The following is a 12,748-nucleotide window of genomic DNA, read 5'->3' as shown; positions in this document are numbered from 1 at the left end:
CCCCCTAAGAGCTGGCGTCAGGGCTGGCGGTAGACGGCATCCGGCACATCGGTCACGAACATGTGCCCAGGGGCGTGCGTGATCGCGAACGGGGGCCGTGAATCCATCAACGCAGCTTGGGGCGTCACTCCGCAAGCCCAATAAACCGGAACATCGCCGGGCTCGGCCTCGACCGCGTCACCGAAGTCCGGCTGCCCGGGATCCGCGATCCCCAGCGCCTCGGGGGAGCCCACGTGCACGGGCGCGCCGTGGACCCGCGGCATCCGTGCCGTCACCTGGACGGCGGTCGCCACCAGCGCCGCCGGAATCGGCCGCATCGACACCACCAGCGGGCCGCTCAACCGCCCGGCCGGCCGGCACTCGCGATTCGTCCGGTACATCGACACGTTCCGCCCCTGCTCGAGGTTGCGGACCGGCACGCCCGCCTCCAGCAAAGCGTTCTCGAAGCTGAAGCTGCAGCCGATCAGGAAGCTGACCAGGTCGTCGCGCCACAGATCGGCGACCTGCGACGGTTCGTCGGCCAGTTCCCCGTCCCGCCACACCCGGTACTGCGGAAGGTCGGTGCGCAGGTCGGCGTCAGGCGCCAGCGCCGTACTGGCCGACCCCGGGTCGGTGACGTCGAGCAGTGGCACCGGCTGCGGGTTGCGCTGACCGAAGAGCAGCATGTCGTAGGCCCAGTCGCGCGGCAGCACGACGAGGTTCGCCTGGGTGAAACCCGGCGCGTGGCCCGAGGTCGGAACCATCAGCCCACCCCGGTACCGCGCCCGCGCGCCGGCCGGGGTCAGCATCCGTCACCTCGCCTTGAAGGCGTCCAGCAGGCCCTTCTCGGAGTCGAGCAGATAGACCTGCAGCATGTCGGCGGCCACGTCGTACCGATGCTCCAGGAGCAGTTGGTGGATACCGCGGTTGCGGGCGATGTAGGGCTCGTGCAGCTCTTGTGGGGTTGCGATGACGTGGAAGAGCAGCCGGAGCTCGGCGAGCAGCCGACCGGTGATGTCGTCGAGCCGGCTGCTGTCGGCCAGGCCGATGAGGTGGCGGTGGAACCGCATGTTCGCCGTACCGACCGCGGCCCAGCGCCCTTCCAGCGCCGCGGCTTCGGCGACCTCGACCTCGGCCAGCAGCGGTTCGAGCCGCTCGTCGGGGAGCTCGGGGGCACGGTCGGCGAGAGCGCGGAGTACGTCGACCTCCAGGACCCGGCGCAGGCGGTAGAGATCGACCACGTCCCGCTCGTCCAGCTCGGGCACGAACACGCCGCGGTGCAACTTGTAGACCAGCAGACCCTCGTGGGTGAGCAGCCGGAAGGCCTCCCGCAGCGTGTTCCGGCTGACGTCGAGAACCTCGGTGAGTTCGATCTCGGACAGCTGGGCACCGGGGCGCAGTGCACCCTCCGTGATGCTGCGGCGAAGGATGTCGGCCGCCCGCTCGGCGGAGCTGCTGCGGTCCTGCCGGGCCACGTCGGCGGCGACACCCCGGAGCCAGGCCTGCCGGCTCTCGTCGTCGCGCTGACTGATGGACATCTCCGAATCATCGCTCACCTCCCGGTGCGGTGGGAAATTTCGATGAACAAGAGTCTTGCAGGATTGTTCAACAATCTCTACTCTCACAATTACCCAAGGCGTTCAGACACCTACCGACCGTCTGCAGGAGACCGACCGGCAGCTTTCCCATCACCCCCAGGAGCACCGCCATGCCGAAGCCCCCCACGAAACCGACCTCGAAGCCGAACCGGCGATCCCGCGGTACCCGCCCCGCCCACGGCCAGCTGCCCCCGGCAGCCGGCCGGAAGACGCCCGAGACCGCGATGAAGTCGAGCACCCGGTCGACCCTGATCGGCGCGATGTTCCTGATGGCCACCTCGGCGATCGGTCCGGGGTTCATCACCCAGACGACCACCTTCACGGTCACTCTCGGCGCCGCGTTCGCGTTCGCGATCGCCGCCTCGATCCTGGTCGACATCGCGCTGCAGCTGAACGTCTGGCGGGTGATCGGCGTCTCCGGCCGGCGCGCCCAGGAGCTGGGCAACCTGGTCTTCCCCGGCCTCGGCTACGCGATGGCGGCGCTGCTGTTCGTCGGCGGCCTGGTGTTCAACATCGGCAACGTCTCCGGTACCGGCCTCGGCCTGGACGCGATGCTCGGCCTGGATCCCAAGCTCGGTGGCGCACTCTCCGCTCTGGTTGCCATCGGCATCTTCTTGTCCAAGCGGGCCGGCGTCGCGATCGACCGGGTGGTGCTGGTGCTGGGCGCGGTGATGATCGTGCTCACCACCTACATCGCGTTCACCTCCGGCCCACCGGTCGGTACCGCACTGAAGAACGTCGTGCTGCCCGAGCAGGTCGACTTCCTGGCGATCACCACCCTGATCGGTGGCACCATCGGCGGCTACATCGTGTACGCCGGCGCCCACCGCCTGCTCGACTCGGGGATCTCGGGCCCGCAGCACGTCCGCGACATCACCCGCGGCTCGGTCACCGGCATCCTGATCACCGGCGTGATGCGGATCGTGCTGTTCCTGGCGATCCTCGGCGTGGTCACCGGCGGCAAGGCCCTCGACCCGAAGAACCCGGCCGCCTCGGCCTTCCAGCAAGCGGCGGGCGAGTTCGGGTTGCGCGCGTTCGGAGTGGTGCTCTGGGCCGCGGCGATCACCAGCGTGATCGGCGCGTCGTACACGACGGTCACCTTCGTCACCTCCCGGACCAGGACGACGGACCGGACCCGGACCATCCTGGTCGTCGCGTTCATCGCCGTCAGCGCGGTCATCTACCTGTCCGTCGGCACCGCGCCCACGCAACTGCTGGTGTTCGCCGGCGCCTTCAACGGGTTGCTGCTGCCGGTGGGTATCGGCGTACTTCTCTGGGTGGCGTGGCAGCGCACGGACCTGCTGCGTGGGTACCGGTACCCCAAGTGGCTGCTGGCGATCGGCGGCGCGGCCTGGCTGCTGACCATCTACTTGGCCGTCCGCTCGGTCAAGCCGGTCTTCGAACTGTTCGGATAGGAGTCGACCGATGGATCTCAACGCCGATCTGGGTGAGGGCTTCGGCTCGTGGACGATGGGCGACGACAGCGCGTTGCTCGACGTCGTCACCAGCGCCAACATCGCCTGTGGTTTCCACGCCGGCGATCCGTCGATCATGCGCCGGGTGACTGGGCAGGCGGTCGAGCGGGGCGTCGCGATCGGCGCGCACGTCGGCTACGACGACAAGGCCGGCTTCGGCCGCCGGTTCCTGGACGTCGAACCCGCCGTGTTGCGCGACGAGGTGGTCTACCAACTCGGCGCGCTGGACGCGTTCGCCCGGATCGCGGGCGATCGCGTCCGGTACGTGAAACCCCACGGGGCCCTCTACAACACGATCAGCACCAACGAGGGGCAGGCCGCGGCCGTGGTCGGCGCGATCGTCGACTACGACGCCGCGCTGCCGGTGCTCGGGTTGCCCGGCTCGGCCTGGCTCCGGCTCGCGGCCGAGGCCGGGCTGACCGTCGTCCACGAAGCCTTCGCCGACCGTGCCTACACGCCTTCGGGCACGCTGGTGTCCCGGCGTGAAGCCGGTTCGGTACTGCACGACGGCACGGAGATCGCGGCCCGCTGCACCGCGATGGCGACGGGTGGCGTGATCGAGGACCACGAGGGTGGTGCACTGCGGCTGGCACCGGACTCCATCTGCGTCCACGGTGACACTCCCGGTGCGGTCGAGATCGCTCTGCAGGTCCGCAGGGCGCTGGAAGGAGCGGGCGTCGCGCTGAGCCCGTTCGGCCGCTGATGCGGATCCTGCCGGCCGGCGACCGCGCCGTACTGGTGGAACTGGAGGATCTCGACGAGGTCCTCGGGTACTACGCCGCGCTGTCCGACGCTCCGCCTGCCGGTGTCGTCGACATCATCCCGGCGGCGCGCACGGTCATGCTCACCACCGACGGCGCCGACCTGGCGGAGCTGACGAAGGCCCTGCGGTCGGTGCGGCCGATCACCGGCACCCGTACCGGCGGCGAACTGGTCGAGATCCCTGTCGTCTACGACGGGGAAGACCTGCCCGACCTGGCCGAACTCCTCAACTGCTCCATCGACGACGTGATCGAACGCCACACCAGCGAGGACTGGACAGTCGCCTTCTGCGGCTTCGCCCCAGGCTTCGGCTATCTCACCGGTGCGGGCGACTGGGACGTCCCTCGCCGCGAGTCGCCGCGCACCAAGGTGCCCGTCGGCGCGGTCGCGCTGGCCGGCGAGTTCAGCGGCGTCTACCCCCGAGAATCCCCCGGTGGCTGGCAACTTCTGGGTCACACCGAGCTGAAGGTCTTCGACCAGACCCGCGACCCGGCAGCACTCTTCTGGCCCGGCCGCCGGGTTCGCTTCGTCGAGGTGAAGACCTGATGGCGCACTCCGGGACACCGGCCACCACGCTGACGATGCTCGATTCCGGGCCCTTGGCAACTATTCAGGACCGCGGGCGAACCGGGCAGGCAGCCCTCGGGGTACCGCGATCGGGGGCTTGTGATCTCCGCTCCTACGAGCTGGCGAACCGGCTGGTCGGCAACGCGGCCGGTGCTGCCGCGATCGAGGTGACCTTCGGTGGTCTGGCTCTTCGGGCCGAAACCGACGTCGTGGTGGCGGTGACCGGCGCGCCCTGCGCCGGCGTACCTCTCAACGCGCCTTTCACGCTGCGAGCAGGCGCCGTACTGCGACTCGGAGCACCGGCGAGCGGGTTGCGGACCTATGTCGCGATCCGAGGAGGTCTTGCGGTCGACCCGGTCCTCGGATCGCGATCGACCGACCTGCTGTCCGGGCTCGGCCCCGCGCCTCTGAGGGCGGGCGACGAACTTCCCGTCGGCCGCGAGCACGGGCCGATGCCAGGTGTCGACCTCGCCCCCGTGGCTGATCCAGCGGCGGGCGAGGTCGCAGTACGGGTGACTCCTGGGCCGCGCGAGGACTGGTTCGCGCCGGGCGCGTTGATCGGCCGGACCTACACCGTCAGCAGCAACAGCAACCGCATCGGCGTACGGCTCGAAGGCGCTCCGCTGGAACGCGTCCGCCAAGGCGAACTTCCCAGCGAGGGGATGGCGCTGGGCGCGCTGCAGATTCCCCCGTCAGGACTGCCGGTGCTCTTCCTCGCAGACCATCCGGTCACCGGCGGCTACCCCGTCATCGCCTACGTAGCCGCCGCCGACCTTCCCGCTTGCGCCCAGCTCCGCCCGGGTCAGTCCCTCCGCTTCACCAGCTAGAGAACGAATCCGGTCGGGAACGGATCGCTCGGGTCGAGCAGGTACTGCCCCATCCCGGTGATCCACGCGCGCCCGGTGACAGTCGGTACGACGCCCGCCCGGTCACCGACCGTCGTCTCCGCCAGCAGCCGGCCGGTGAAGCGCGTGCCGATGAACGACTCGTTGACGAAGCCCTCGCCGAGCCCGAGCTCACCGCGAGCATGCAGCTGCGCCATCCGGGCACACGTACCGGTCCCGCACGGCGAGCGGTCGAACCATCCCGGGTGGATCGCCATCGCGTTGCGGGAGTGCGCCCCGTCGTGGCCGGGCGCGGTGAACTGGACATGCTTGCACTCGTTGATCGACGAATCGAGCGGATGCACCGGCCGGTCCGTCGCGTTGATCGCGTCCATGATGTCCAGCCCGGCGCGCAAAATCCGGTCCTTCTCGGACCGGTCGAACGCGATGCCGAGCTGCGCCAGCGGCAGGATCGCGTAGAAGTTCCCGCCGTACGCGAGGTCGTAGGTGACCTCGCCCAGCCCGTCGACCTTGACCGTCGCATCCAGCGCGTGCGAGTACGCCGATACGTTCTGGATCGTCACGTGCTCGGCGCGACCGTTGCTGACGGCAACATCCGCGACGACCAGGCCGGCCGGAGTGTCCAGCCGGACCTGGGTGAGCGGCTCGGTCACCTTCACCATGCCCGACTCGACCAGCACGGTGGCGACGCCGATCGTCCCGTGCCCGCACATCGGCAGGCAGCCGGAGACCTCGATGAAGAGCACTCCCCAGTCGGCGTCCGGCCGGGTCGGCGGTTGCAGGATCGCGCCGCTCATCGCCGAGTGACCCCGCGGCTCGTTCATCAGGAACAGCCGCACGTCGTCGTCGTGTTCGAGGAAGTGCAGCCGTCGCTCGGCCATCGTCGCACCCGGGATCACGCCGACGCCGCCGGTGATCACCCGGGTCGGCATCCCCTCGGTGTGCGAGTCGATCGCGCTCAGGGTCCGGACCGATCTCATGCCAGCGACTCCACGGCCTTCTTCATGTCCTGCTCCAGCTGGGCGAGGTGCTCGGGCACGAGCGGTCCACGCGGCGGGCGGCAGGGGCCGCCGTACCGGCCGACGTAGTCCATGCCGTACTTGATCGCCTGCACGAACTCGACCCGCGAATCCCAGCGGAACGCGGCGACGAGCGGCTCGTACAGTGCACGCGCCTCGGCGACCTTGCCGGCCAGCGCGAGGTCGTAGAGCCGGACGGACTCGGCCGGGAAGACGTTCGGGAAGCCGGCGAACCAGCCGGTCGCCCCCATCAGCAGCGCCTCCAGCGTCAGGTCGTCGGCACCGGCCACGACGGTCAGGCTCGGCGCCAGCTCACGGATCTCCAGGATCCGCCGGACGTCACCGGTGAACTCCTTCACCGCGACGATGTTGTCGATCTGCGCGATCTCGGCCAGCAGTTCGGGGGTCAGGTCGACCTTGGTGTCGTGCGGGTTGTTGTAGACCATCACCGGCAAACCGGCCTTGGCGACCTCGGTGTAGTGATGGATCACCTCACCCCGGTTCGCCCGGTACATGGTCGGCGGCAGGCACAGTACGCCGTCCGCCCCGTCCTCCGCCGCCTGCTCCGCCCACGCCCGAGCCTGGTGCGCCCCCGCTCCGTGCACCCCGACGACCACGATCCCGTCGTTCCCCACCGCCTCGATCGCCGTCCGCGCGACCTGCCGCCGCTCCTCGTCGGTCAGCGAGGAGTACTCCCCCAGCGAACCGTTGGGTCCTACCCCACGACAGCCGTTCTCGACCAGCCACCGGCAGTGCTCGGCGTACCTGTCGTAGTCGGGCCGCAACCCCGCCGGTGCCGCCGCGTCCTCGGCGTACGGCAAAGCGGTGGCCACGATCACACCATCAAGCTTCTCGCTCACAAATCCTCCAGAATCTCCGCGCCGGCCAAATCACTCATCCGCACGGGCTGCGTCACCGGCCGCCCGTACTCCTCCCGCACGCCGCTGATCGCAGCCACGTTCCGTCCACAAACCCTGCCCTGACACAACCCCAGCCCCACCCGCGAACTGAGCTTCAAACTCCGGGCCCCACCAACCTCCCGAGCCCGCACGGCCTCGTCGACATCCCCCCGGCTCACTTCCTCACACCGGCACACCAACGTGTCCTCGGCACTCCACTTCAGCCACCCGTCCCGCACCGGATACGCCGCGGCCAGCGCCGCGGCGAATCGCTTGCCTTGAGCAACTGCACGGCGGTCCGCGCTACTGGCCGCCGGAGGTGACGAGGCCGCGACTGCTGCTGCCGCGCCAGCTACTCGGCCTTCGGCTGCAGCCAACGCAGCTCCGCCGATGCCGGTCAGTTCGCCTGCCGCCCAGACACCAGGGCTGGTGGTCTGCTGGTTCTCGTCGACCAGTACGGCGCGCCCGCCGTCCGGCGCCTCGGTCAGTTGGCAGCGGGTGGAGACGGCGAGCTCGAGGTTGGGAGTGAAGCCGAAGCCGAGACAGACAGCGTCGACCTCCAGCCGTTTCTCCGTGCCGGGGATCGGATTCCAGTCGCGGTCCAGGCGGGCGGTGGTGACTGCTTCCACCCGGTCCTCGCCATGGGCGGCGATTACCGTACGCCCATGAAACAAGGGAATACGGTGGCGAGCAAGCAGAGCCGCGTACCCAGCACCTTCCGAAACCTTCGTCGCAGCTGCCAGCGGATCCGAGAGCCACCCCTTGGCAACGGTCATCGGATGGTTGGCTTCGAGCAGTGCGACTACCTCAGCGCCGACGCCGACCAGAGACTCGGCCACAGGCAACAAGAACGGCCCAGTACCGGCGACCACCACACGGCGTCCGACCGCGATTCGCTGCCCCTTCGCCAACGCCTGCGCGGCTCCCGCCGTGTAAACACCCGGCAACTCCCACCCAGGGAACGGCAACACCCGGTCATAAGCACCCGTCGCGAGCACCAGCGCCGACGTCTCAACCGCCCATACCTCGCGTCCGGCGGAGTCAGCCGCTCCCCGCTGCAACCACAACCTGGTACGCCGTACGCCCCGTTCGACCGCCCACACGCTCGTCTCGGTCAACTGCGTGATCTCCGGGTCACCAGCGATCCGATCGCGCAACCGCGCGAACGCCGTCCACCCGTGCTGCAACTTCTCCGGCCGCCCAGCCCGGAACTCCGCCGGCAACTGCCGATTGAACTGTCCCCCGGCCCCCGCGCCGGCATCGATCAGCAGCACCGAACTCCCCGCGTCGGCCGCAGCAACCGCAGCACTCATCCCCGCGGGGCCAGCCCCCACCACCACGACCGCCGCCACCTGTACGCCGCGAGCACCCACCTCGCCGCCCGTCGCCATCTCGCGGTCCATCCCGACAGCACCGGAAATCCCCGGCAACTCAGTCCCTCGCTGCGTCCGGACCTCGTCCCCGGCTCGCACCACCCGCTGACAAGCCCGCACATCCGGCGAGCCGTTCACGACGACCAAACAGTCGAAGCAGGCCCCGATCCCGCAGAAGACCCCACGGCCTCGGCCACCGTTTCGGGTGGTCCGCCACGAGTCGCGTCCGTCGGCCATCAAGGCGGCAGCAACGGTCTGACCCGGCAAAGCCTTCAGCGGTCGACCATCGACAGTCACCACGATCGGCTCGCTCGCTCGCACCTCGGCCGGATCGCCTTCGGCGGGACGCAGATACGGGCTCATGAAACCCCCAGCAGACCCGGTCGATCGACCCGGAACGCCGCGGCATCGACATGCGGCTCCAGCCCGAGGTACAGCTCCGTCAGCAACCGCCCGGTCGACGCGGCCAGCCCGATCCCGGCGCCCTCGTGCCCGGTCGCGTGCCACAAACCCTCGACCCGCGGATCGGCACCGATCACCGGCAGATGATCCGGCGCGTAAGGCCGGAAGCCCCCGTAGGCCCGCATCACCGGCACCTCACCAAGGAACGGGAACAGCCCGACGGCCTTCCGCGCCAGTTCCCGCAGCACCTTCACCCGGACCGAATCGTCGAACCCGATCCGCTCCCTGCTGGACCCGATCAGCACCGTCCCGCCCCGGGTCGACTCGACCACCGTCGACGTCTGCAGCTCCGCGTCGCCACTGCCGACCGCGCCGACATAGTCAGCGTCGTACACCTTGTGCCGCACGCACTCCGGCAACGGCGCGGTCACCAGGATCATCCCCCGGCGCGGCAGGATCCGGATCGGCCCACCAGCCATCGCGCTGAAGTCACCTGCCCACGGCCCGCACGCGTTGACCACCGCGCCACAGGCGACGACGCCCGCAGCCGTCTCGACACCGGTCACGCGCCCACCGGAACGGCGTACGGCCAGGGCGCCGGATCCGCCGCGGACCTCACCACCACGAGCCCGTACTGCGGCCAGCAACGCCGTGGCCGCGAGAACCGGCTGGAGCTGAGCATCCTCCGGGTAGTAGACGCCGACAGTCACAGCGGGAGTCAGCAGAGGCTCCAACTCGAACGCCTCCGCAGGCTTGATCACCCGGGCATCGACGCCCGCACCACGCTGTGCCGCGGCAAAGTCCTCCAGCGGCTCCGGATCGCCGGTCGCGACCACCAGGCCGCCCTTCGGCTCCCACTCGACATCCGCCACTCGCTCCGGCAGCCGCTCCAGTACTGCGCGCCACTCCGCCCGGGACGCGATCGCCAGCTCGAGCTCCGGCCCGGGCTCCTTGTCGGAGACCAGGACATTGCCCTCGCCGGCCGCCGTCGTCCCGCCCGCGGGAGAGCCACGATCCAGGACAAGCACCCGCACGCCGGCCGTCGACAAGGCTTCGGCGCAGGCGGCACCGACGATGCCCGCCCCGACCACCACCACATCGACCTCAGTCATCCGACCCTCCACCCGACCGTTCAGTAAAATGAACGATTCGAGCGTACGTCCGTCGGCCGCCCAGGTCAACGGGCACCCATCAGCTCAGGTGCAGGCTCTCCAGCGACGCCGGCTGTCCGTCCGGCGGATACTCCAACAGCAACACCGACCGGACCAGTCCGTCGAGCGCCTCGTACTCGTGCGCCGCGTGTGCCCGGAACGCCAGATAGTCGCCCGCCTCCAGCTCGAACTGCTGCCCGTGGGCCGAGATCCGCAACCGCCCGGTCAGTACGACGTGATGCTCCGTCCCCGGATGCCCGGCGGAATGCTGCACCGCCCCGGCCCGGATCTGCTGGTCGTAGACCTCCAGCAGCGACCCTGGATGCTCCAGTCGCCGCAACATCCGCAGGTCGACCGCGTCCCCGGTCAGCACGTCGACGTCCGAGGACCGCACGTGCACCAGGTCCGAGGCCGGTGGCTCGTTCAGCAAGGACGAGACGGGAACCGCCAAAGCGTTCGACAGACTGAACACCGTCTCGATCGTCGGATTACCCGCTCCCGACTCCAGCTGGGACAACGTGCCCTTGGCGATCCCCGACCGCCGCGCCAGCTCGGACAGCGAGATGCCCTGTTCGTCCCGCCGCGCCCGCAGGTTGGCTCCCAGCACCCGTCCGGCGCCCTGCCCCGCTCCTTGTCCAGCCACAGCCGGGAGCATGCCACACCGTCACGGGATGACGCGCTCGCGCCGAAGGGTCTCGAAGATTCCCAGGAACATCGCCTCGGTGTCGACGTACTCGTGGAAACCGGCCCGGCGGGCCTTCGACCCGTCGGCGAAGAAGTCGTAGTCCCAGCCGAAGACGAAATCCGCGAACGGCCAGGACGAGACCTCGGCGTACGGCGTACCGGCGAGGCCGTGGGTTGCCTGCAGCTGCTTCCACAGCGGCTCCTTGTCGGCCATCACCGTCTGCAGGGAGAGCTGCAACGGCGGCGCCACCTCCAGCCCGAACCAGCGGGCGAGCTTCGGCCACAGCTCGTTCCACCGGAACAGATCTCCGTTGGTGATGTTGAACGCCTGGTTCGCCGCGGCCGGCGCGGTCGCCGCCCAGACGGTTGCCTTGGCCAACAACCCGGCATCGGTCAGCTCCAGCAGGCTGTCGTAGGCGCCGAGCTTGCCGGGGAACCGCAACGGCACGCCCAGTTCCTTCGAGATCGACGCGTAGACGGCGATTCCGACCGCCAGGTTCATCGGGTTGCCCAAAGCGGCGCCACCGACGACGGAGGGCCGCATCGCCGACCAGTCCCAGTCCGCGCCGGCCGCCCGCTGCTCGAGAAAGCGTTGCTGATCGACGTTGAACTCCGGCGGCAGGTGCGGCGGATCATCCTCCCTGGCCGGCGTCTTGAACGGACCGAGGTGCGCGCCGTACACCTTGTAGCCCTGCATCAGGCTGACGTGCCGCAGGCCGCGAGCGACCGGCTCGATCGCGTCGACGACGTTGACCAGCATGGCCAGGTTGGGCGGGACCAGCTCGGCCCAGGTCGGCCGGTCCTGATAGGCGGCGTAGAAGACGTGCGTCACCTCCGTCAGGCCGGACAGCTCGGCGCGGGTGTCGTCCGGATCGAGAAGATCCACCGCCAGCTGCCGTACGCCGGGCGCGTCGGCCCCGCCTCGCCGGGACAGCCCGACGACCTCCCAGTCCGGCAGCGAGTCCAGGTGCTCGACCAGCTTCGATCCGATCACTCCGCGGGCGCCCACTACAAGCGCGGTTTTCCCCAGGTTCATATCCCCAGCCTGTGGCTAACCCTGTGGATAAGTCCAAGGCATAGTGATCACCGATCCCATAAGCTCTGTTCATGGCGACGCTGCGGCAGCTCGAATATCTGGTCACCGTCGTCGACCTGGGCTCGTTCACCAGGGCGGCCGAGCTGCTGCACGTCACCCAGCCGGCGCTGTCGCACCAGATCCGTGCGCTCGAGCGGTCCACCGGCAGCCCGCTGCTGGAGCGGCTTCCGCGCGCGGTGCGGCTCACTCCGACCGGCCGCGCGATGCTCCCGCACGCCCGCGCCGCGCTGGCCGACGCCGAGCGGGCGCGCTGCGCGGCCCGCCAGACCGCTGGGCTGGAGTCCGGCGAGCTGCAGATCGCGACGCTCTACTCGATCAGCCTCGGCATCCTGCCGATCGCGCTCAAAGCCTGGCGGCGGACCTGTCCGGACGTCGCCATCCGCCTCTTCGAGCACCGGCACACCGATGAGCTGGCCAAGGCGATGAGCGCCGGCCAGGCGGATCTCGCCGTCGGCCCGGCGCCACCGAGCTGGCCGGGGCGGACCCAGGTGCTGGGCAAGGAGGAGCTCGTTGTGGTCGTCGCCGCCGACGACCCGGTCGCGCGCCGGAAGTCCGTCAAGCTGAAGGATCTGGCCGACCGTGCCTGGGTGCACTACACCCCGGGCCACGGCCTGGCCGACGTGCTGAACCAGGCCTGCGCGAAAGCCGGTTTCGAGCCGCGCGCGGCCGTCCACATCGAGCAGACCGCCGCGGCCCCGGCCCTCGCGGCAGCCGGCCTCGGCCCGGCCCTGGTCCCGGCCAACATCCTCCCGCCGGGCTTCGACGGGCACGTACTGCGCACCGAACCGCCCACCCGCCGCACCCTCACCGCCTACACCCGCGGTGCGCCGGACCCACTCGCGGCGGCGTTCATCGAGGTTCTGACCAGCGTCTGGCCGTGACTACCGCCGCGGCCCGA

13 protein-coding genes are annotated in these 12,748 nt (G+C 69.8%); 5 read left to right on the top strand and 8 right to left on the bottom strand.

All coding sequences use genetic code 11. The annotated features are described in order from the left end of the window. Positions 1-17: 17 nt before the first annotated feature. Positions 18-788: a putative hydro-lyase gene (locus OX958_RS04240; RefSeq protein ID WP_270135834.1), complete on the bottom strand. Its 771-nt coding sequence runs from the start codon at positions 786-788 to the stop codon at positions 18-20. Positions 789-791: 3 nt separating this feature from the next. Continuing rightward, positions 792-1,517, bottom strand: coding sequence for a GntR family transcriptional regulator (locus tag OX958_RS04235; RefSeq protein WP_270135833.1), 726 nt, complete (start codon positions 1,515-1,517; stop codon positions 792-794). Between the two features lie 170 nt (positions 1,518-1,687). On the opposite strand from OX958_RS04235, the gene OX958_RS04230 reads away from it, so the two are divergent. The 4 genes from OX958_RS04230 to OX958_RS04215 are packed head-to-tail and all read left to right on the top strand — an operon-like array spanning position 1,688 to position 5,208. After that, positions 1,688-2,992, top strand: a complete 1,305-nt coding sequence (locus OX958_RS04230; RefSeq protein ID WP_270135832.1) for an NRAMP family divalent metal transporter — start codon at positions 1,688-1,690, stop codon at positions 2,990-2,992. Between the two features lie 10 nt (positions 2,993-3,002). Continuing rightward, positions 3,003-3,755: a LamB/YcsF family protein gene (locus OX958_RS04225; RefSeq protein ID WP_270135831.1), complete on the top strand. Its 753-nt coding sequence runs from the start codon at positions 3,003-3,005 to the stop codon at positions 3,753-3,755. Then, entirely contained in the window at positions 3,755-4,360 is a 606-nt protein-coding gene (locus OX958_RS04220) for a 5-oxoprolinase subunit B family protein (RefSeq protein ID WP_270135830.1), read from the top strand. The genes OX958_RS04225 and OX958_RS04220 overlap by 1 nt, the downstream gene beginning before the upstream one ends. Beyond that, a complete protein-coding gene (locus tag OX958_RS04215; protein ID WP_270135829.1) occupies positions 4,360-5,208 on the top strand; it encodes a biotin-dependent carboxyltransferase family protein in 849 nt (282 codons plus the stop codon). The genes OX958_RS04220 and OX958_RS04215 overlap by 1 nt, the downstream gene beginning before the upstream one ends. Here OX958_RS04215 and OX958_RS04210 read toward each other — a convergent pair. The 6 genes from OX958_RS04210 to OX958_RS04185 form a co-directional block, all read right to left on the bottom strand. Continuing rightward, entirely contained in the window at positions 5,205-6,206 is a 1,002-nt protein-coding gene (locus OX958_RS04210) for a proline racemase family protein (protein ID WP_270135828.1), read from the bottom strand. The genes OX958_RS04215 and OX958_RS04210 overlap by 4 nt on opposite strands. Continuing rightward, positions 6,203-7,105: a dihydrodipicolinate synthase family protein gene (locus OX958_RS04205; protein WP_270135827.1), complete on the bottom strand. Its 903-nt coding sequence runs from the start codon at positions 7,103-7,105 to the stop codon at positions 6,203-6,205. Before OX958_RS04205 ends, OX958_RS04210 begins: the two co-directional genes overlap by 4 nt. After that, positions 7,102-8,880: an FAD-dependent oxidoreductase gene (locus tag OX958_RS04200; protein WP_270135826.1), complete on the bottom strand. Its 1,779-nt coding sequence runs from the start codon at positions 8,878-8,880 to the stop codon at positions 7,102-7,104. Before OX958_RS04200 ends, OX958_RS04205 begins: the two co-directional genes overlap by 4 nt. Continuing rightward, entirely contained in the window at positions 8,877-10,031 is a 1,155-nt protein-coding gene (locus OX958_RS04195; protein WP_270135825.1) for an NAD(P)/FAD-dependent oxidoreductase, read from the bottom strand. Before OX958_RS04195 ends, OX958_RS04200 begins: the two co-directional genes overlap by 4 nt. Before the next feature lie 79 nt (positions 10,032-10,110). Next, entirely contained in the window at positions 10,111-10,713 is a 603-nt protein-coding gene (locus OX958_RS04190; protein ID WP_270135824.1) for a helix-turn-helix domain-containing protein, read from the bottom strand. Between the two features lie 21 nt (positions 10,714-10,734). After that, the gene (locus tag OX958_RS04185; protein ID WP_270135823.1) at positions 10,735-11,790 is read right to left on the bottom strand and encodes an SDR family oxidoreductase; all 1,056 of its coding nucleotides are present in this window, start codon (positions 11,788-11,790) and stop codon (positions 10,735-10,737) included. Positions 11,791-11,861: 71 nt separating this feature from the next. Between OX958_RS04185 and OX958_RS04180 the strand changes: the two genes are divergently transcribed. Then, positions 11,862-12,731 carry a LysR family transcriptional regulator gene (locus OX958_RS04180; RefSeq protein ID WP_270135822.1) on the top strand — a complete coding sequence of 290 codons (870 nt, stop codon included), beginning with the start codon at positions 11,862-11,864 and terminating at the stop codon, positions 12,729-12,731. Positions 12,732-12,748 lie beyond the last annotated feature (17 nt).

The sequence above is a fragment of the Kribbella sp. CA-293567 genome, from assembly GCF_027627575.1.
Lineage (GTDB): Bacteria > Actinomycetota > Actinomycetes > Propionibacteriales > Kribbellaceae > Kribbella.
Note: the sequence above shows the minus strand (reverse complement) of the source record. Positions and strands in the feature narration are given on the sequence as shown.

Coding starts and splice junctions, on each gene's coding strand:
- OX958_RS04240 (WP_270135834.1), bottom strand. CDS start 788: ATGCTGACCCCGGCCGGCGCGCGGGCGCGGTACCGGGGTGGGCTGATG.
- OX958_RS04235 (WP_270135833.1), bottom strand. CDS start 1,517: ATGTCCATCAGTCAGCGCGACGACGAGAGCCGGCAGGCCTGGCTCCGG.
- OX958_RS04230 (WP_270135832.1), top strand. CDS start 1,688: ATGCCGAAGCCCCCCACGAAACCGACCTCGAAGCCGAACCGGCGATCC.
- OX958_RS04225 (WP_270135831.1), top strand. CDS start 3,003: ATGGATCTCAACGCCGATCTGGGTGAGGGCTTCGGCTCGTGGACGATG.
- OX958_RS04220 (WP_270135830.1), top strand. CDS start 3,755: ATGCGGATCCTGCCGGCCGGCGACCGCGCCGTACTGGTGGAACTGGAG.
- OX958_RS04215 (WP_270135829.1), top strand. CDS start 4,360: ATGGCGCACTCCGGGACACCGGCCACCACGCTGACGATGCTCGATTCC.
- OX958_RS04210 (WP_270135828.1), bottom strand. CDS start 6,206: ATGAGATCGGTCCGGACCCTGAGCGCGATCGACTCGCACACCGAGGGG.
- OX958_RS04200 (WP_270135826.1), bottom strand. CDS start 8,880: ATGAGCCCGTATCTGCGTCCCGCCGAAGGCGATCCGGCCGAGGTGCGA.
- OX958_RS04195 (WP_270135825.1), bottom strand. CDS start 10,031: ATGACTGAGGTCGATGTGGTGGTGGTCGGGGCGGGCATCGTCGGTGCC.
- OX958_RS04185 (WP_270135823.1), bottom strand. CDS start 11,790: ATGAACCTGGGGAAAACCGCGCTTGTAGTGGGCGCCCGCGGAGTGATC.
- OX958_RS04180 (WP_270135822.1), top strand. CDS start 11,862: ATGGCGACGCTGCGGCAGCTCGAATATCTGGTCACCGTCGTCGACCTG.